General features: G+C 42.5%; 18 protein-coding genes. 11 read left to right on the top strand and 7 right to left on the bottom strand.

What is annotated here, in order from left to right; translation table 11 throughout:
* The first annotated feature begins 336 nt into the window (after positions 1-336).
* Entirely contained in the window at positions 337-1,611 is a 1,275-nt protein-coding gene (metK, locus tag RMZ43_RS06530; RefSeq protein ID WP_322655190.1) for a methionine adenosyltransferase, read from the top strand.
* A gap of 178 nt (positions 1,612-1,789) precedes the next feature.
* On the opposite strand, the gene RMZ43_RS06525 is transcribed toward metK, so the two are convergent.
* Positions 1,790-2,752, bottom strand: a complete 963-nt coding sequence (locus RMZ43_RS06525) for a hypothetical protein (protein WP_322655189.1) — start codon at positions 2,750-2,752, stop codon at positions 1,790-1,792.
* A 337-nt stretch (positions 2,753-3,089) separates the two neighbouring features.
* On the opposite strand from RMZ43_RS06525, the gene RMZ43_RS06520 reads away from it, so the two are divergent.
* The 4 genes from RMZ43_RS06520 to RMZ43_RS06505 all read left to right on the top strand — a co-directional run bounded on the left by RMZ43_RS06520 (position 3,090) and on the right by RMZ43_RS06505 (position 7,749).
* On the top strand, positions 3,090-4,538 hold the full coding sequence (locus tag RMZ43_RS06520) for a sensor histidine kinase (protein WP_428850700.1): 1,449 nt from the start codon (positions 3,090-3,092) through the stop codon (positions 4,536-4,538).
* A complete protein-coding gene (locus tag RMZ43_RS06515) occupies positions 4,531-5,856 on the top strand; it encodes a sigma-54-dependent transcriptional regulator (protein ID WP_322655188.1) in 1,326 nt (441 codons plus the stop codon). Before RMZ43_RS06520 ends, RMZ43_RS06515 begins: the two co-directional genes overlap by 8 nt.
* A 145-nt stretch (positions 5,857-6,001) precedes the next feature.
* The gene (locus RMZ43_RS06510; RefSeq protein ID WP_322655187.1) at positions 6,002-7,414 is read left to right on the top strand and encodes an RNA polymerase subunit sigma-54; all 1,413 of its coding nucleotides are present in this window, start codon (positions 6,002-6,004) and stop codon (positions 7,412-7,414) included.
* Positions 7,415-7,416: 2 nt separating this feature from the next.
* The gene (locus RMZ43_RS06505; RefSeq protein WP_428850699.1) at positions 7,417-7,749 is read left to right on the top strand and encodes a hypothetical protein; all 333 of its coding nucleotides are present in this window, start codon (positions 7,417-7,419) and stop codon (positions 7,747-7,749) included.
* Positions 7,750-8,159: 410 nt separating this feature from the next.
* Here RMZ43_RS06505 and RMZ43_RS06500 read toward each other — a convergent pair whose 3' ends face one another.
* Positions 8,160-9,344 carry an anion transporter gene (locus RMZ43_RS06500; protein ID WP_322655185.1) on the bottom strand — a complete coding sequence of 395 codons (1,185 nt, stop codon included), beginning with the start codon at positions 9,342-9,344 and terminating at the stop codon, positions 8,160-8,162.
* Positions 9,345-9,589: 245 nt separating this feature from the next.
* Entirely contained in the window at positions 9,590-10,846 is a 1,257-nt protein-coding gene (locus RMZ43_RS06495; protein ID WP_322646165.1) for an MFS transporter, read from the bottom strand.
* 377 nt (positions 10,847-11,223) lie between these two features.
* Between RMZ43_RS06495 and RMZ43_RS06490 the strand changes: the two genes are divergently transcribed.
* Positions 11,224-12,393 carry a homocysteine biosynthesis protein gene (locus RMZ43_RS06490; protein WP_322646166.1) on the top strand — a complete coding sequence of 390 codons (1,170 nt, stop codon included), beginning with the start codon at positions 11,224-11,226 and terminating at the stop codon, positions 12,391-12,393.
* A 152-nt stretch (positions 12,394-12,545) separates the two neighbouring features.
* Here the strand turns inward: RMZ43_RS06490 and RMZ43_RS06485 are convergent, their stop codons facing one another.
* Positions 12,546-13,562, bottom strand: coding sequence for a hypothetical protein (locus RMZ43_RS06485; protein WP_322655184.1), 1,017 nt, complete (start codon positions 13,560-13,562; stop codon positions 12,546-12,548).
* A 379-nt stretch (positions 13,563-13,941) separates the two neighbouring features.
* Between RMZ43_RS06485 and RMZ43_RS06480 the strand changes: the two genes are divergently transcribed.
* Entirely contained in the window at positions 13,942-14,835 is an 894-nt protein-coding gene (locus tag RMZ43_RS06480) for a tetratricopeptide repeat protein (RefSeq protein ID WP_322646168.1), read from the top strand.
* 93 nt (positions 14,836-14,928) lie between these two features.
* Here RMZ43_RS06480 and RMZ43_RS06475 read toward each other — a convergent pair whose 3' ends face one another.
* From RMZ43_RS06475 to RMZ43_RS06465, 3 genes are all read right to left on the bottom strand, one after another.
* Entirely contained in the window at positions 14,929-15,549 is a 621-nt protein-coding gene (locus tag RMZ43_RS06475; RefSeq protein WP_322646169.1) for a TMEM165/GDT1 family protein, read from the bottom strand.
* 309 nt (positions 15,550-15,858) lie between these two features.
* Positions 15,859-16,311 (bottom strand): DUF29 domain-containing protein, encoded by a 453-nt coding sequence (locus tag RMZ43_RS06470; RefSeq protein WP_322655183.1) that lies wholly within the window; start codon positions 16,309-16,311, stop codon positions 15,859-15,861.
* Positions 16,312-16,607: 296 nt separating this feature from the next.
* Entirely contained in the window at positions 16,608-17,570 is a 963-nt protein-coding gene (locus RMZ43_RS06465) for a protochlorophyllide reductase (RefSeq protein WP_322655182.1), read from the bottom strand.
* A 196-nt stretch (positions 17,571-17,766) separates the two neighbouring features.
* On the opposite strand from RMZ43_RS06465, the gene RMZ43_RS06460 reads away from it, so the two are divergent.
* Genes RMZ43_RS06460 through RMZ43_RS06445 form a run of 4 tightly spaced genes read left to right on the top strand, consistent with a single transcriptional unit; the run spans position 17,767 to position 18,784 of the window.
* Positions 17,767-18,066, top strand: a complete 300-nt coding sequence (locus RMZ43_RS06460) for a type II toxin-antitoxin system HigB family toxin (RefSeq protein WP_322646172.1) — start codon at positions 17,767-17,769, stop codon at positions 18,064-18,066.
* Positions 18,050-18,448, top strand: coding sequence for a helix-turn-helix domain-containing protein (locus RMZ43_RS06455; RefSeq protein ID WP_322646173.1), 399 nt, complete (start codon positions 18,050-18,052; stop codon positions 18,446-18,448). Before RMZ43_RS06460 ends, RMZ43_RS06455 begins: the two co-directional genes overlap by 17 nt.
* Positions 18,369-18,587, top strand: coding sequence for a DUF6888 family protein (locus RMZ43_RS06450; protein WP_416212027.1), 219 nt, complete (start codon positions 18,369-18,371; stop codon positions 18,585-18,587). The genes RMZ43_RS06455 and RMZ43_RS06450 overlap by 80 nt, the downstream gene beginning before the upstream one ends.
* Complete coding sequence (locus RMZ43_RS06445; protein ID WP_322646174.1) at positions 18,584-18,784, top strand: DUF6887 family protein; 201 nt, start codon at positions 18,584-18,586, stop codon at positions 18,782-18,784. The genes RMZ43_RS06450 and RMZ43_RS06445 overlap by 4 nt, the downstream gene beginning before the upstream one ends.
* Positions 18,785-18,788: the final 4 nt, after the last annotated feature.

Genomic DNA, 18,788 nt, shown 5'->3' with positions numbered 1-18,788 from the left:
CAAAATAATTAGTATAAATTGATCTTCTTTACAGATACTTACCTGATAGCTAGTGGTTTTTATCGATATTAATAAGATACTAACTACTGAAGTATAAATATTGTTATGATTTCATAAATTAATGTGAGTTCGACTGCTTATATGGTTTTCACCTAACGAGCCGAATCAAACAACCTTTAAAAGGTTTACTACCCAAAACCATGTCTCTCTGACTCAGAGAGGGGCAGGCTTGAACTTTAGTTAAAGTTAGGGTTCATCTAACTCACGTTAAATTAGGTAGTTGAACTAAATACTACATTTAGTTCAGCCAAAAACTCAAGTCAGGAGGAATTTCCTTTGTCCCGTCGATATCTATTTACCTCGGAGTCAGTCACCGAAGGTCATCCAGATAAAATCTGCGATCAGATTTCTGATACCATTCTGGATGCTCTACTGACACAAGACCCCAGCAGCCGTGTTGCTGCTGAAGTAGTAGTTAATACTGGTTTAGTGCTAATCACTGGTGAAATAACCACCAAAGCCAATGTGAATTTCGTCAATCTCGCCCGTCAGAAAATTGCCGAAATTGGCTATACCAATGCCAATAATGGGTTTTCTGCTAACAGCACCAGCGTTCTGCTGGCTTTAGACGAACAATCACTAGATATTGCCCAAGGCGTTAACACCGCTCAAGAAACCCGCGAACAAGATAGTGATGAACAATTTGACAAAATTGGTGCGGGCGATCAAGGTATAATGTTCGGTTTCGCCAGTAACGAAACACCAGAACTGATGCCCTTACCCATCAGTCTTGCTCACCGCATTGCTCGCCGATTGGCAGCAGTCCGTAAAACAGGTGAATTGTCATACCTGTGTCCTGACGGTAAAACCCAAGTAACTGTGGTCTACGAAGATGGACGCCCAGTAGGTATTGATACTATTCTAATTTCTACCCAACATACAGCCAGTATTGGGGAAATCACGGATGAGGCGGCGGTACAAGCCAAAATAAAACAAGACCTCTGGTCAGCAGTGGTCGAACCTGTTTTTGGTGACATTGAAATTAAGCCTAACCAGGAAACACGTTTTTTAGTTAACCCCACTGGCAAATTTGTCGTTGGTGGCCCTCAGGGAGACTCTGGTCTGACAGGACGGAAAATAATTATTGACACCTACGGTGGTTATTCACGGCATGGTGGCGGCGCTTTTTCTGGCAAAGACCCCACCAAGGTAGACCGCTCTGCTGCTTATGCTGCTCGTTATGTGGCGAAAAATATTGTCGCTGCTGGGTTAGCAGAAAAAGTTGAAATTCAGTTGTCTTATGCTATTGGCGTAGCGCGACCAACAAGCATTCTGGTGGATACCTTTGGCACCGGTAAAGTGGATGAAGAAACCTTACTGGAATTAATCAACCAGCACTTTGAACTCCGTCCGGCGGGGATAATTCATGCCTTCAACTTACGTAACCTACCAAGTGAAAGAGGCGGACGTTTTTATCAGGACGTCGCGGCTTACGGTCATTTTGGGCGGGCTGATTTAGAATTGCCTTGGGAACAGACCGATAAAGCTGAATTGTTGAAGCAAGCAGCAAACGAGTCACTTTCGGCAGTAGTTGCTCAGGCATTAACTTAGACTTGTACGCTACTGCAAAAACTTAGTTTATCTACGTGAGGGTATTAGCAACTTAACAAGTTAGCGATACCCTCATTTTTTGCTAGCCATCTGAATATCCAAAAGTAAAACTACTACTTTGTCAAGCTAAACGCCCCGACAGTAGATTCATCTGTTGCAAAGATTTTTGTTAATGGTATTACGGATCGATGATAGCTTTTGGTTGCAAAGATACAGATTGCCCATTAACTGACAATGCTGTAGCTTCTAAAATCTGGCCGTAACGATTGCGAGTGCCGAATCCTTTGGCGTGAATTGTGTTTCCTATGTTCGCCATACTGGTTAGCTGTTCGCCTACATGGGGCGGGAACTTGACAATAGTGCCATTAGAAATAATAACGCCGTTAATTTCTCCTCGATGTCCCACCAACCAATTCTGAGCAGTTCCCTCCGCAGATAAAGTACTGTAGTTGTTTAAGTTGGGGGTTTGGGGGGCTATTGTGGGAGGTTGTTCGACTAAAGTCTGTCCAGTTTGAGAATTGGTGATGCTTTTGGCTCTCACTTCCTGTCCGAAGCGAGTGGAAAAGCCAGGATCGCCAAAAATGCTCACTTTCGTGTTTGGGGTAATTATCCCCACTAAACTGTCCGCCATCTGGGGAGGAAATTTCACCTGTAGCCCATTATTGAGTAATAGCCCATCCACCTTACCTTCAGGGTTGAGAAGATACTGTTTTACCTCTCCATTGAAAGTGGTTCCGGCTGTGGGGGGTAATTCTGGTGGGGGTGCTGGGGGAATATCTAGAGGATTAGCATTGGCTAAATTGGCACTTGGGAGATTAGCTTCTAGCGATCGCCCGCTTGGTGTAGCATTACTAGCAACAGTATTGTACGTCCAAAAACCGAAAAGTGCGATCGCGGCTCCGATGCCGCCACTAGTTAAAATTAACTTTAACTTGCGTTGGCGATCGCGCTCTCGGATTTGCTTGGCTTGAATCTGCTGTATTGCTTGTTGAATCATTTCTGGAGGAATTTGTACTTCTGCTCCAGCCTGCATAATTTCTTCTAAAGAATAATCCTGATTTTCTTGAGCATACAACTGAGCTGCTTGAGCGAAAACATCGGCAGCAATTTCTTTTGGAATGCGAACTTTAGAGTTATTCATCTGCTTTAATTCAATTTAATTGCTAACTAGAACTTTTAGAAGTGCAAAACTCGTGCCATAGATACAAGACACTCGTTAGCTAGTAAGGCAGGATGAAAATTAAAGAGGGAACAGGGAACAGAATGTAATGTATGGGGATTTAAAACCAACGCATAACCTTGTTTCTTGATAGTTGTAGGGATCTTTTACTCCCTCCAGGTACAGGAAATAGAAAAAACTGTTCCCTGTTCCCTATTCTCTGTTCCCTATTCCCTATTCCCTTCTTGGATGAGCAACTGGAATTTGGCATAGTTTTTGCACTTTTAGAAGTTCTAACCCTTATTCCATGAAACCTATTGTGTTATCTCAACGTTGGACACTCCGGCGACAGCTAACAATCCTCAGCATCCTTTTTTTAGGTTTAAGTGGAGCTGCTTTGTGGTTAGTGGTACAACTATTTGAAAGTCTGGAAGGTGCTGTTGTTACCAGAAATCAGAGAGAATTAGCTTTTGCTAACACCAGACTAATTAAGCTGTTTTGGGAATCAAACCTTGGGCAAGCACCAAAGCCAAGTGAGCAGTCAAGCAAACTGTTGGCGGAACTTTCAAACGATGCCCTAACTTCTTTTCCAAGGGTAGAAGGGGGATTTTATCTGCTTCAACAAGACCAGCTTTTAGGCTATGCCTATCCTACCCACGGGGGCCCTGTCCCCAAAAAAGATATTCCTCCTGCTGAACGAGACACAATTTTGCAATTGACTCGCAGAGCCACAAGCCAAGGTTTACCCCAGGAATTAGTATTGCACCCCGGTCTTGATCTCTTGGTACTGCGTGCTGATCCTCTACCTCTGTGGGGAGCAGTGTGGACGATGAAACGTATGCCTCATCTAGAAGATAGCAATCAAAAAGTTTTAAGTGTTTTTGTAGTATTAGGAATTTTAGTCGTAGGAGTTTGGACTTTTTATATTGCCTTACAACTACAGTGGGGAGTGCAGCGACTCCAGCAAAGTATTAAAGCAATGGAAGAGGATAAAGCTTCGCTAATTCCGCCGCTACCCGCAGAAATGGGACTGTTGGGAACTGCAATTAATAGTATGCAATACCATCGCCAAGAGTTAGAGCAACGCTTGCACCGAGTTGAGCGCTTGGCTTCTCTGGGACAATTGGTGGCGGGGGTAGCTCATGAAGTCCGTAATCCCTTAGCTAGTATGCGCCTCAATTTGCAATATACAGAACGGCAATTAAAAAAGCAGGGAATTACGACTTTACCGATCGCTAGTTTACTAGAACAAGTAGACCGTTTAGAGATGTTGGTGCGACGGCTATTGTATTTTGACCAAAATCAGCAAGAAGAAATGGTAACAACTTCCCTAGAAGCGATCGCTTTTGAATCAGTTTCTCTATTACGTCTCAAAGCCGAAGAACAGGGAGTAACCCTTTTTTATCGCTCTGCTGCTGAACCTTTGCCCCAAGTACCACTACGCCACCGAGAGTTAGGACAGGTGATGATTAACTTAATCTTAAATGCCATCCAAGCAAGTCCACCAGAAAGCGAAGTTGAAGTTGGTATCAGCCAAGAGCAAGATTACTTAGTGACTTGGGTAAAAGACACTGGCGCAGGTTTAGCACCAGAAGAACGCGATCGCATTTTCGATCCTTTTTATTCCACAAAACCCCAAGGAACAGGTTTAGGTTTAGCAATTAGCCACGAGATTGTCACCCGACACGGAGGGCATATTGATTTGAAATCTCAACCGGGTTGCACCGTTTTTAGCGTTTACTTACCGAAGAATCACAACGATGGCTAAGATTTTGATTATTGATGATGAAAAAGCTTTGCGTCAGGCGATGGCGCAGATTTTAAAAGATGAAGGCCACGACGTAATAGAGGCGGGAGACGGAGAGCAAGGACTGAAGATGATTCAACAAGATGCTACATCTCGTCCTGACTTGGTGTTTCTAGATTTAAAAATGCCCAAAACTCAGGGTAATGCTGTTCTGAAGGCTTTAGGTAGCAAAACGTTGTTTGAATTGCCAGTAATTGTGATGACAGCTTATGGAACAAGTCGTACAGCCATTGAAGCGATGCAATTGGGAGCTTATGATTATTTAACTAAACCCTTCGATTTAGAAGATTTAGTCAACTTGGCGCAAAAAGCTTTAGCTCATTCCCAAGCATCCGCCGAGCAAATTGGTGAAGCAAATATCCAAAATCTCGGACAGCCAGAAGAATTGTTGGGGCGATCGCTTAAAATGGCAGAAGTTTTTAAACTTATTGGCAGACTTGCCCAAGGAAACACCACAGTTTTGATTGTCGGCGAATCAGGTACAGGCAAAGAATTGGTCGCTTCCACACTGCATAATGCTAGCCCTCGCAGTCGTGGCCCTTTAGTAAAAGTTAACTGTGCAGCCCTCCCAGAACATTTATTAGAAGCAGAATTATTTGGTCACGAAAAAGGAGCCTTTACTGGAGCGAATCACTTGCGAATTGGTCGCTTTGAACAAGCCAATGGCGGCACAATTTTTCTGGATGAAGTCGGAGAATTGAGCCAGATAATTCAAGGGAAATTGTTGCGAGTATTACAAGATAAATCCTTCGAGCGCTTGGGTAGTAACCAAACCAAAACTGTAGATGTCCGCATTTTAGCTGCCACCAATCGGAATTTAGAACAATTGGTACGCCTGAATCAGTTTCGAGAAGACCTTTACTATCGCTTTAATGTAGTACGAATTGAACTACCACCTTTGCGCGATCGCCCCGAAGATTTAGAACAACTTACCCAACATTTTTTAAGTTCTATTGCTCTCAGAAATGGAATTAAAAATTTAGCAATTACCTCAACCGCCCTAGAAAAACTCAGAGATTACGCTTGGCCGGGGAATGTGCGAGAACTGCAAAATACTTTAGAGAGAGCAGCAGTTTTTTCTGGAGGAAGAACCATTCTTTCAGAACATCTCATTTTTAATCAAAAATATCAGATGAATTTGAACTTAGAACAAGCGATCGCTCAGTTAGAAATAAACTTTATCCGCCATGCTTTAGCACTTTATCCCCAAGAACCCCACAAAGTATTAGGAATTTCTGTTGAAAGCTTTGAGCAAAAAAAGAAACAATGGAATTTATAGCAAAACTTTCAACTTCTCGTTTTCTCGTTCCTTGACTCTGCCAAGCGCCTCCTTGGACTATAGGCAGAGCCTATAGATGAGCATTCCCATGCAGAGCATGGGAACGAGATAAAACTCCTAACTCTTAACTCTTAATTCCTAACTAATGAATTCTTTAAACTCAGCATCTACATTAGAAACCCATCTAGAAACTCAAACTGTTATTTACCCAACTCTACAGTATTTAGTTCGCTTCTTACCGTGGGATGGTAAACGAATATTCGACCATCTTCGAGAAGAATGTAAACACAATCCATTTATAATAGAAAATTCTGATTTCCATACCAACGAAGCACTTTTAGATGATATTCTACCTAATTGGTATAGTCCCATCGCCCAGGAATTAAGTTTAAGCGAGCATCTTATTGGACAAATATCAGCTTTGCCAATACCATACAAACAACGTGAAGCCTTAATCTATCTAACTCAGTGGTTATCAAATTCAGGTTACTTAGAAGAAACTCCAGAAGTGTGGGCAGATGATAGTATCTGGAGTGCAAAAGAATTACAAGCTGTTGTGCCTCTACTGCAAAGTTTAGATCCACCAGGAATTGGTACACGAACCCTGCAAGAATGTCTGTTAATACAACTTAAAGACCACCCTGAAAGTCTAACTTTTCTACTAGTTCAAAATTATTTAGAAGACATAGCAAATTGTGTTGGTAATTCTTCAGAGTCAAAGCAAAATTTTCAAGCGCTATTACAAAAATTGTGTCGAAATCACCAAAATCTTGATGTTGACATCAATAAAATCAACGATGCTATTCAAAAGATTCAAGAATTAGAACCCCGTCCCGCCAGAAACTTCGGTGGTAGCGATGCTCCCATCGTCACCCCCGATTTAAAAGTTGAGCTAATCGCTGAAAGTTGGCAAATTTCTTTAGCTTATGAAGTCAAACAACGTTTTTGTCTGAATTCCGAAGCCATTAAACTTTTACAGGAATCACCAAAAACAAGGCGAGATACCCAACAACTAGAAGCATTATTGCAAAAAGCAAGAAATTTACTCACAGCTTTGCAACAATGGCAAGAAAATCTGCTCAAAGTTGGGAAATTTTTAGTTGAGCGACAGCAAGCTTTTTTGCAGAGTCGGGATAAATTAGACTTAGTATCTACCCCTCAGCAATTAGTAGCTCAATCAGTAGGACTTAGTAACTCTACAGTCAGTCGGATTGTGCGGGGACGGTATATATTAGTTTGCAATCAACCCAGTCGGATAATTCCGTTGCATTCACTATGTGTTCCTGTAGGAGTAGGTGGACGTACTCCTCAACAAATCCAACAGATGCTATTACAGTTAATTGCAGAAGAATCACCCGCCAATCCTCATACTGATGAGGAATTAGCCCAGCTTTTGAAAATCCAATTTTCTCTGCCAATCACTCGCAGAACAGTCACAAAATACCGTAAAATTGCCGGAATAAAGTCATCACATCAGCGTAAGTTGACTGATAAAAAGATGGGAAGCAAGATCCAAAAAGCAAGGAAGTCTCTTGAATTATCAAAGTTGAGCCTTTGAAGGTGAACGTTGCGCCTTTGAACCTGAACGTTGAGCCTTTGAAGGTGAACGTTGCGGCTTTGAGCCTCGAAGTTGCACCTTTGAACCTGAACGTTGCGCCTTTGAACCTGAAAGTTGCGCCTTTGAAGGTGAACATTGAGCCTTTGAGCCTGAACGTTGCGCCTTTGAAGGTGAAAGTTGCACCTTTGAGCCTCGAAGTTGCGTCTTTGAAGGTGAACGTTGCACCTTTGAACCTGAACATTGAGCCTTTGAGCCTGGAAGTTGCGCCTTTGAAGGTGAACGTTGCACCTTTGAACCTGAGAGGATGTCTGAGAAGTATTAAATATTTCGCTTGATCCCCCCTAGCCCCCCTAAGGCAGGGCTGTTTCATTCCCCAAAGAGCTTTAAAAATCAAGGGTTCTAGCAAAGAAAAATTAGTTATTTTGTTACCAGCGTGCCGAGAAAATGAACTATTTTACTGATATTTAAGTGCTTAAAAGTTCATCTCATCGTCGCCCTTACTTACAATTTTCTCGCTAACCATCTTGACAAATCCTGTTTGAAATGGAATGAAACAGCCCTGCCTTTTTAAGGGGGGAACCGGAATCAAAGTCCCCCTTTTTAAGGGGGATTTAGGGGGATCTACAAGTCTCAAATACAACACCAAAAAGTTTTCAGACATCCTCTGAACGTTGCACCTTTGAGCCTGAAATTTTAAGTTTGATTGTTGACAAATGACAAATGACCAATGACCAATGACAAATAACTAAATCCAAAAATAAGCCAGAATGAGAGTCACGACAGTTAGCGGTAGACCAAAACGCAGATGTTCCCAGAATGACAATTGATAACCAAGTTTTGCAACAGCCTCAGCAACAATTAAATTAGCAACTGAACCTAACAAAGTTAGATTACCAGCTAAAGTAGATCCTGCGGCTAATAGTAACCAAGTTTTCGTGTCTGGATGGGGAATTAAATGTTGTAGTAATAATACTGCTGGAACATTAGAAACTAAATTTGAAAGCAGAGCAGTAATTCCTAATATGCTCAAGGGATTATAAACTAAACCGCTAAATAAATTTAATATGCCTAATTTTTCTACTCCAGCAGTCACAATAAATAGCCCAGAGAACATCACCAGTAAATCCCAATCAACTTTATTTAAAACTCGTTGCGGTTTAATTCGCCTAGTAATGAACAGTAAACCAGCAGCTACAAGTGTTGCTTGGGCTGGAGGTATCCCAATTAAAAATGCAATTAATAGTCCTCCTGTTATCAATAGGCTTTTAGTAAGCAACGGTTTAAATATGCGGTAACGCACGGGGGTTACACTCAAACAAGACTTAGTAGAACGAACATCAGGATAAAGCCACCACAATAACCCAATTTGGATTAACAAACTTACTAATGCGATGGGAGTCAATGCTTTCGCAAAATCGAGATAGCTGATACCAGAGAAGGAACCAATCAAAATATTTTGCGGATTACCACTTAAGGTAGCTACTGAACCCAAATTAGTTGCTCCCGCTAAGGCAAGTAAGTAAGGAATCGGATTGAGGTTCAAAGTTTGGGTTAAACCGAGAACCAAAGGAGTCAAAATTAGAGCGATGGTATCATTCAGAAAAAAAGCGGAGAGAATTCCACTGCCAAAAGTTAAAACAATTAGCAAACCTAGAGGGCTGCGGGTGAAGTGTGTAACTGTATCAAGGGTTAGTTGAAAAAAACCAGCGTAAGCTAAGTTTGTGCTGATTACCATCATGCCAAACAGGAAAATCAGCGTTTTATAGTCTATCGCTTGCCATGCTTCTTTGAGGTCTAATACCCCGAATGCCATCAGCAAAGATGCACCAACTAAAGCAATACTAGCTCGGTTCATCCGCAAACCAGGGAGATATCCTAAACCCAAACCGATATAAGTCAGTCCAATGATGATGTATCTGAAAACAATCATGATTTTGCTAGATGCTTTTGATTAAGTAGTCATTGGTCATTTGTCATTTGTCATTGGTCATTTGTCATTGGATTTTAGTGCATACCTCGCCTCTTGTGGGTGGAAAAACTTTGTCTTTTATGAGACTAATTCAAACCATGTTAAGGAGTGAACGGGTTTATTTTGGACTAATGACTAAGGACTAATACTTCGACTACGCTCAGTACAAGTGACTAATGACTAATGACTAATAATTAATGACTGCCCTAAGCGGTTTGAGGTGATGCTTTTCTATTAACTCCTGTTTTTGTCTCAGGTACACAGAACCAAAAAACTGCTAAAGCCACAACTGCGATCGCTGCTAAAATCAAAAAACCAACATTGTAACCAGCACTTTTAACCACAAATCCAGCTAGCACGTTGCTCAAACCCGCACCAATGCCAATAGCAGTGTTGAGCATTCCTTGGGTAACATTAAAGCGTCCCGTGCCTTTAGTCAAATCAGCTACCATTAACACGGAAAGCACACCAAAAATCCCCCCTGCAATACCATCCAGAATTTGCACAGAAACGAGAAAATAGGGATTGCCCGAAAACGTATACAGCACTCCTCGAATCGGTAAGACGGCAAAGCCCAGCAAAAATATAGGTTTTCGGGCTGTATGTGCGAAACGCCCAGCCAAGTTAGATACTGGAATCATCACTAATTGAGCCACAATGATACAAGCAGACATATAAACTGTGTCACTTGTCCCTTTACCCTGTGCCAATTCTTGACCAACTAGCGGTAACATAGCAGCATTGGCAAAGTGAAACAAAACTACTGCAATACTAAAGAATAAGATTCGGCGATCGCTCAATAATTGCAATATGCCTTCATGATGCTGTTGATGTTCTTCTTTAGCTTCCTCCTCACCCTCTTCTCTATCTCCACGCGCTAATTCGTGGTCAATCTCTCTTTCACGAATCATCCTCACTGAAATAATACTGCCCACAGCCATAGCTGCAACCAAGAAAAATATTGCCTTGCGGGCAATAAAGTAACCTACTAAACCAGCGAGAGTAGCAGCTAGCAGATTTCCTGTATGGTTAAATGTTTCATTACGACCTACTCGCCTATCTAATCTCTCATGTCCTACGAGTCCCAGAGTAATAGCAGCAATCGCAGGTGGGAAAATTGCAGCAGCAATCCCAATCATAATCTGAGAGCCAATGACAACAGGCAAGTTGGGGAACAAGCCCATAGCAATAGAGCCGATAGAAACAAACACAGCCGCCAGTACAATCAACATCCGTTTTTGACGTAGCCTGTCAACCAATGCACCAGCTGGTGTTTGAGCAATAACTGTGGCAATTGCCGAAGCTGACATCGCCAATCCAATTTGAGCCGGGTTCCAATTTGCTGAGGCTTTCAGATAAATACTCAGATATGGCCCAACACCATCGCGCACATCTGCGAGAAATACATTCAAGTAATCAAGCGATCGCAAACTCTTATTACTCGGTTTTCGCTGTTTTTGCATAAGTCTCTAGTGATATTTTGTGAGCTATGGAGAGGTCACAATACTCTTGTGCAAAAATCGTGCCAAATCAATGAGCATCTGGCGAGAAAACCCTTACGAGTGCATTTACAGAAACTGAGTTAAGCAATATTTCATCAACGGTATCAGTTCAGGCATAAAAAATATTTCGGACACAGGTAGCGTGCAGTCTCCAAAAAATATATGATTTGGACTTTGCAGTACTTGAATTACTTTTTTGGGAATTTTAACCCTATCCGGGGTAAGCTGTCGCGCAGAGATTGGTGACAAATATTTTGAGAATAAATTATGCAAGAGTTTGTGATTTATCAAGATATCCTTCAAAAAGGAAGACAGCATGAAGCGCTAGCACTGATAAAATGCGAACAATTGCAGAAATTAATGAGAAAATCAGCCGCCAACGTGCGGTAGTGTTGACAACTGAAGAATTAAAAGCACGAGTTGTAGAAATCGGTGTTATTAAAGCAGCTAAAGAAGTTGATGTAATTACCACTGGCACATTTGAGCCGATGGAATCAAGTGGTGCAATTATCAATCTCGGACACACTGACCCCCCGATAAAAATTCGCCGGTGCTGGTTAGATGGTGTGCCAGCATACTCTGGTTTTGGTGCAGTTGATTTATATTTGGGTGCGAGTTCTGCTGTGGAGACGACGGACGGGGAAGAAGTTAGAGAACGGGGCGGCGGTCATGTAATCGAGGATTTGATCGCTGGTAAACCTATACATGTAAAAGCACAAGGACAAGTAACAGATTGTTATCCCAGAGCAAATTTTGAAACTACAATTACTAATGAAACGATTAATCAGTTTTATTTATTCAATCCGCGCAATCTTTATCAAAATTTTATTGTTGGGGTAAATGGTGGCGATCGCTCCCTCTTCACCTATCTCGGCCCTTTACAACCACGTCTGGGAAATGCCGTTTACTCTAACCCCGGTGCTATTTCCCCCTTACTCAACGATCCCGATTTACAACTCGTTGGTATAGGTACTCGAATTTTTTTAGGTGGTGGTATTGGCTATGTTGCTTGGGAAGGCACTCAGCATTTCCCTTTACAAAAGCGTTTAGCTAATCGTACACCGATTGGGCCTTCCGCCACTTTAGCTTTAATTGGTGATGCCAAGCAAATGGATGCTCACTGGGTGCGGGGATGTTACTTCAAAAGTTATGGCCCCTCATTGATGTTAGGCGTTGGTGTACCACTACCTGTATTAAATGAACAAGTAGTTGAACACTGCGCCGTCCAAGATCAAGACTTAGTAGCCCCAATAGTGGATTTTTCCATTCCCCGGCGTGTCCGTCCCACCTTTGGTTTAGTGAGTTACGCCCAACTCAAATCTGGACGGATCACTATTGAGGGCAAAGCTGTACGCTCTGCCCCCTTAGCGAGTTTGTTTTTTTCTAGGCAAGTCGCCCTAGAGTTGAAAAAGTGGATCGAAGCAGGTACGTTTACCCTGACAGAACCAGTTTCTCCAATTCCGATGGAGCGATCTTTTCTACCCCAAGACCGACGGACGGATTTTTGATATTGGGGACTGGGGAGTAGGGTGAGCAGGGGAGGCAGGGGAGCACAGGGGACAAGGGGACAAGGGGACAAAAGTTTAGAGCTTCCAACAAGTCTTTCCCCTTGTCCCCAATTCTCCTTGTCCCCAAGTCCTCTTTCCCATGCCCTATTCCCTTACTCTTGAGTCGGTTTCGGTCGCTTGATGGGCTTAGGAACGGGCATTTTTGGTATAGGTTTTGACACCACAGAGGTGTCGCCGCCTACACCTGTTTTCTTGATAGGACGTGGGGTTTCGCCACTGCGTCTGGGGGGGAATGGTTTTCTACCACCAGCACCACCGCCACCGCCAGCACGAGGGCCACCTTTGAATGGTGGTTTGCGTTTTTTGGGCAAGTCAGCGATCGCCTCAGCTTTTTCTACTATCAAAACGTCAGCTTCTCGCTTGGCTTGGAAGTCCCAGAACTTTCCTACTGCTTTGGTGGTCAGCACACCCCTTAATTTCAATTTAAAATACTTGGGTTTCTCAGTTGGTTTGCGTGCAGCCTGTCTAATTTTGACTACCAAGCTCTTAGCATCAAAAGATTGGTATACTACCTCACCACGAACAGAAAAACCACCATCTGCAACTTCTGATGAGGGAATTGTACTTAGTTCAGAGTTTTCGGATAAGCCATCATCGGGTGTCTGTAACTCTTGCAACTCCAAGTCTGACTCGTCTTCATCTGTTGAGTTTTTTGCCAGATTTTCTGGCTCCCAAACTCCGACGATTTGGATGTGCAAGGTATCATTCTCTTGTCTTGTACGTGGATATACTACCCACAAGTGTTCTTTTTCTAAGTCTAGATGATTCTTGACTAAGCTCATAATCCGGCCTAGGAGGACGGCATTGAGTTCTACACCATCTGTGGTTAGCAGCGTACCTTGAGTAAATTGTTCGCTGCTAGCATGATAGCGACCCCTGACCAACCCGATCGCTCGATATTGCATCGGCTCACTAGGAGGCGGAATTGGTTGCTGTCGATTGATTAAGTTCCCATTTGAATCAGTCTCAATGGGGTTAACAGGCGAATTTTCAGGCTTAGAGGACTTGGCTGCTATATGAACATTAGCGGCTGCATCTATGTTAGTTGGGCCCTGGTTAGAGGCAGAAGAATTGGAGGATTCAGGCAACGGCATCAGGTCGGAATTCATAAAAACTCCTTGCGGCGGAGACACATCCCATTGTGGGATTTTACAAAGGCAGCTGGAAAGAGCATTTGTGCGACTGATGAAAGTATATTTGCTTTTAACAAAGTCACACTAGGGTACTCTATAACAATACTAAAGACGCTAAATTGAGTGTGTAAACACTAAACGTGTAATTTAGCGCCTTTACACTAGTTTCGGAAGCATATCATAGCTACAATTCTGATGGCTCCTCCTAAAGTCATCACTTACTTTAGCAGTGTAAATAGTTAATTGTTATAAAATTCACAGGCAATTGACGGTATTCCGCAAAGTTTTGGAAATTTTTAACTTTACGATTTGTGTAAATGATAATGTCATTAAAATTTAGGAGAAAGACAAAACTGTGTCTCAACCGCGCAATCGTTGGATAGTTCAAATCGTCTTGGCGCTGGCAATTCTTGCTTTTGTGGGTGTTTCGGTGATTCCCATAATTGGAGCATTTAATAATACGCCACCCTCAAACCAGAATACTGCTAGCACTAGAGGCACTTTGACCTCTGCTGAACAAAAATCAAAACTGGAAGACGAAGTACGGGGTTATGAACTGGTTTTGCAAAGAGAACCAGAAAATCAGACTGCGCTTAAAGGCTTATTACAAGCGCGGCTACAATTACTGAGTCAAAAAGAAAAAAGTGAGGTTAAACCAGCTGATATCCAAGTTGTCATTGAACCTTTAGAAAAGCTAGCCAAGCTGAATCCCGAACAATCAGAATATTCAGTGCTACTGGCTCAAGCCAAACAACAAATTGGCGATCGCGAAGGAGCAGCTCAAGCTTATCGCTCGATTTTGGAGACGAAACCAGGCGATTTGAAAGCTTTGCAAGGAATGGTGGCTTTGTTAATCAGTCAGCAACGCCCGGAAGCAGCCATTGGTTTGCTGCAAGAAACCCTCTCTAACGCAGCTCAGGCGAATAAAATTCAGCCTGGAAGTGTAGATACAGTAGCCGTGCAGGTGTTGTTAGGTTCTGTTCACGCTTCCCAGAAACGCTATGCTCAAGCTAGCTCTGTATATGACCAAGCAATTAAGAAAGATCCTAAGGATTTTCGTCCTGTTGTGGCCAAAGCGATGCTCTTAAAGCAACAGGGCAAAGACGCAGATGCAAAACTTTTATTTGATAACGCCGCAGCTTTAGCACCTGCTCAGTACAAAGACGAAATTAAGAATGCAGCAACGGTTTCCCCCCTCCCTAATCCTGCTGCATCTCCCGCCCCTCCATTGAAAAGTACTCCGAAATAGGGGCATGGGGCATGGGGCAGAAGTTCTTTCATTTTGAATTTTGAATTTTGAATTGATTTCTCCCCTACTCTCTGCCTCCCTACTTCAATCCCCTCACGCTCCCTCAATGGCAGCAACGACACCAAAAACTAGAAACAGGCATCCGCCAATTAAGGTGAGTTGACGCTCAGAAATTCGTCCGGCAATCATTTTGCCGCCAATAACTGCGATCGCAGCACAAATGGCATGTCCTAAAATTGCCCCTATTGTCACTCCAATGGGATTATTACCTGCGGCTAGGGCAATGGTGGCAATTTGGGTGCGATCGCCCCACTCTGCCATAAATGTCAACACAAAGGCTTCTATAATAATTGCCAAGGAAGTCTTTTGCTTTGGTAACTCCAAATCTGCTTTTTTCACCGCAGCTTCGGCTTCTTCTACAACTTCTGTATCACAAGCAGCCGAGGACATCTTACTAGCGTCATATAACAGCTTGAGACCAAAAGCAATAAACAAAGCTATTTCGGCGTAATGAATATAACTTTTTGGCAACAAAGATACCGCTTGTCCAAATAGCACCGAAAGGATTGTCATCGCCGCTAAAGCAGCTGTCACGCCTATAAATACAAGCCGCCGCGAGTGGTGCATTGCCAAAATAACAGCAATAAAAAATGTTTTATCGCCTAATTCGGAAACTGTAATTAATAATAGACCTGCGGTAAAAGCTGTTAACACTCTCTCAAGCTCCTGAAAAATCGTTGACCGATGTGAAGCTTGATGAGAACCAAAAGACCTCACCAAGTTTACACTTTTCGGTGTGAACTTAGTGAAGGTCTCGCTTTCAAATATTTATTATTCGCCACCTGAACCAGGCTCATCGCCAGTATGTTGATTCAGATGTACTGGCTTTTATGTTTTTTGCCAGCTAGCTACTCCCCTTCTATGCAGATTAAGTATACATTTTTTACAGGTAGAAGTCAAGAGTAGGAAATCCAGAGGTATAACTGTACAGAGAACGAAGCGCACATAAGCCTGATTCAGCACTTACTGAGGTAAGAACTCATCATTTGTGACTTCTGGTAGCTGATATGGACACACCACAGGAAAGGATTCTATTGACAAACCAGTTTCAGCTTTTGCTTGCTTAACTGCTTGTGCATAACACTCTATAAAGATGCTCTCAAGATAGGATTTGAGGCTAGGCGAATCATCTAGAGCTTCTTTGACACGTCTACGATGTTCAATGATGCTTCCTTCCCAGCTACCGCTTCTCTTTTCAGGCTGAAATTGCCATTTGAGCAAATGCACCAGAATTACAATCAGATTACTCTTGAGGCTCCGACGCTCACTCCTTCCCATGTCGGCAATTTCTTCGATGAGATTTTCCCAGTCCACGTTCGCATAGTCGTGACTTTGCAATTTTTTCACAGTCGTTTGTATCCATTGCAAGTAATCCGTGTCATATAGCGTTTGGGAATGCGCCTTTAGGGAAGACATGGCAGTTTCCATTAGAAATGGTTAGATAATTTCTCGCATATCTTTACGATTAACATCGGTGCGTTAACAGAATGTAACGCACCTTACGGATTCTAAGAATTGGGAGGTATTAATTTTCTCAGAGATGTAGTCTCGCGTTCTAGTATGTAAATTTTGCGATGTTTTATTGATTTATCAGCATTGAGTGGAACGGTAAACCAAAACCATCTCCAACTCTACGTTTTATTCTTGCCATCACTCACCTCACCTTTAGAGGTCATTATCAAGTAAAAATCAAATTATTGCATCCTGTTCGATCATGCTAGTCCAACCAATTTAACGCTTAGTTCCCACATGCGCTCGCCTTTTTCATCATCGCGGGCTTGAGGAGAGACTTTTTGAACAAAGGACTTGCCATCTTTCTTCTGACGATTTCCCCAACTCCAATAAGCACCAGATTGATTGTACTCAGGATCGGCAACTACCGCAGCAACCCGTTCTCCTGCCAACTCTTGAGACACATATCCTCCAGTGATGTACTTTTGGAATAAAGGGAAGATTTTCTGAAATAGAGGATAGTGGTTTCTAAATAGCGGCGTTTCTGCAACACATCCCGGATAGAGAGAGCTGAAGGCTATACCAGTTGACTCGTGATAGCGCCGATGCAGTTCCCGCATAGTCAGCACGTTGCAAACCTTGCTGTCTTTGTAAGCTTTGACGGGTTCAAACTTCTTGCCATCAATCATCGAGATTGGCTCTTTAAATCCTTGTGCAAAGCCTTGCAAATCGCCCAAGTCAGGACGCGGCGGAATCTTCCCACCCAGTTCATCTGGATTGTGAGTCACAGTTCCCAAAATCACGAGCCTTGGCTGTGAAGATGATTTCTTGAGATCCTCAAGCATTAGGTTGCACAAAAGGAAATGTCCGAGGTGATTTGTGGTGACAGTTAACTCGTAACCTTCTGGACTGCGTAAAGGCTGCTTTATTAAGGGCATATAAATTGCAGCATTGCACACCAAAGCGTCTAGGGAGTGACCGCTTGCTCGAAAGTTATTCACAAATTGTCGAACGCTATCCAAAGAGCCGAGATCGATATGCATGATAGTGTAACTACCCTGGTGGGGGATTCCCAAAGATTGAGCTGCAAGTTGAGCCTTCGCTATATCTCTACAGGCCATTACTACATACCATCCTCTTTCAGCAAGAGCCTTGGCAGCATACAAACCGACCCCCGAAGATGCACCTGTGATTATAACCGTTGGCTTGTGATGTTGTTCCATTGTGTTCAGCCTCCATTGACTGTTTCTAGGATCTCACACCAGTGAGCCATCATTGTCACCACCTTTTTCAATGCTGGATTAGCCTGAACTAACCCGCAATCCAAATAAGTACTCTTGATTTTTTGCTCTCATTTTGAGAGATTATAAGAGTAATTGATTTTGCATTGAAAATATATGGCAAAAAAGCTAGAAACAGATGCATTTAATTGCAATTCGCACCCTTCGCGCTGATACCGCTCAGTATCCCGATGTCAAGAAACAGATTAACAACTGGTATGCAACTGTGAAGAAAACGGAATGGCAGAACTTAGAGGACGTTCGTAAGATTTACAAGGATGCTGAAGCAGTTGGAAACTTCACTGTTTTCAATATAAAGGGTAATGACTATCGCCTAATTGTCGGTATTGATTATGAAGACCAGGTAGTTTACTACAAATACTTTCTTACACATACTGAATACAATAAAGGCAAATGGAAAAATGACTTTTACTTTTGACGAAACTGCTTATCGCAATCTAGTAGCTGAAGTTGCTCCCAAGGTAATTGAGACGGAAGAAGAATATGAACGTGTGTTGACAGTGGTAGAGCGTCTAACCTTTGCGAAAAATCGCACTCCAGAGCAGCGAGTTCTACATAAATTGCTGGTGAAGCTGATTGAACTATATGAAACACAGAACTACCCGATGGATTTATCTGTACCTCATGAGATACTTCAACACATCATGGAAGCAAGCGGAACCCGTCAAGCTGATTTGGTAGGCGTTATTGGATCAAGCGGTGTGGTATCTGAGGTTGTTAATGGTAAACGTTCTATTAGCAAAGCACAAGCCAAAATGCTTGGTGATTACTTTAAGGTTTCACCTAGCCTATTTATCTAAGCCTCAACTTACAAATGTGATGTTTCAGCCAATTCACATCGTGCGATTAGATGAGCGATCGCTCAATATATTTATATTAACTGGGCAAGATGAAGGAATAGAGCTAGAAATTAAGCCAGATGGTAGTATAGAACCATGAATCAGGTAAACTATACAGCAATGAGCAACCAAGAGCTAAAGAGTTACTTTCTTGCCCACAAGGATGATAAGGAAGCCTTTTATGCTTACATGGATAGACGAAAATCTCGTAATCGTGATGCTGCAATACAATTAAATGATCCGGCTTGGGAAGAAAAGATAATAGCTGTGATTCAGAAACAACTAAGTTCTGATTAATAAC

It is taken from the genome of Nostoc sp. CmiVER01, assembly GCF_034531135.2.
Classification (GTDB): domain Bacteria; phylum Cyanobacteriota; class Cyanobacteriia; order Cyanobacteriales; family Nostocaceae; genus Nostoc.
This window is presented reverse-complemented; position numbering and strand designations above follow the sequence as displayed.

What these genes read in the sequence shown, in the direction of transcription:
- RMZ43_RS06525 (WP_322655189.1), bottom strand. Translation starts at nt 2,752, where the DNA reads ATGAATAACTCTAAAGTTCGCATTCCAAAAGAAATTGCTGCCGATGTT.
- RMZ43_RS06515 (WP_322655188.1), top strand. Translation starts at nt 4,531, where the DNA reads ATGGCTAAGATTTTGATTATTGATGATGAAAAAGCTTTGCGTCAGGCG.
- RMZ43_RS06510 (WP_322655187.1), top strand. Translation starts at nt 6,002, where the DNA reads ATGAATTCTTTAAACTCAGCATCTACATTAGAAACCCATCTAGAAACT.
- RMZ43_RS06500 (WP_322655185.1), bottom strand. Translation starts at nt 9,344, where the DNA reads ATGATTGTTTTCAGATACATCATCATTGGACTGACTTATATCGGTTTG.
- RMZ43_RS06495 (WP_322646165.1), bottom strand. Translation starts at nt 10,846, where the DNA reads ATGCAAAAACAGCGAAAACCGAGTAATAAGAGTTTGCGATCGCTTGAT.
- RMZ43_RS06490 (WP_322646166.1), top strand. Translation starts at nt 11,224, where the DNA reads ATGCGAACAATTGCAGAAATTAATGAGAAAATCAGCCGCCAACGTGCG.
- RMZ43_RS06485 (WP_322655184.1), bottom strand. Translation starts at nt 13,562, where the DNA reads ATGAATTCCGACCTGATGCCGTTGCCTGAATCCTCCAATTCTTCTGCC.
- RMZ43_RS06470 (WP_322655183.1), bottom strand. Translation starts at nt 16,311, where the DNA reads ATGTCTTCCCTAAAGGCGCATTCCCAAACGCTATATGACACGGATTAC.
- RMZ43_RS06465 (WP_322655182.1), bottom strand. Translation starts at nt 17,570, where the DNA reads ATGGAACAACATCACAAGCCAACGGTTATAATCACAGGTGCATCTTCG.
- RMZ43_RS06460 (WP_322646172.1), top strand. Translation starts at nt 17,767, where the DNA reads ATGCATTTAATTGCAATTCGCACCCTTCGCGCTGATACCGCTCAGTAT.
- RMZ43_RS06455 (WP_322646173.1), top strand. Translation starts at nt 18,050, where the DNA reads ATGACTTTTACTTTTGACGAAACTGCTTATCGCAATCTAGTAGCTGAA.
- RMZ43_RS06450 (WP_416212027.1), top strand. Translation starts at nt 18,369, where the DNA reads ATGGTAAACGTTCTATTAGCAAAGCACAAGCCAAAATGCTTGGTGATT.
- RMZ43_RS06445 (WP_322646174.1), top strand. Translation starts at nt 18,584, where the DNA reads ATGAATCAGGTAAACTATACAGCAATGAGCAACCAAGAGCTAAAGAGT.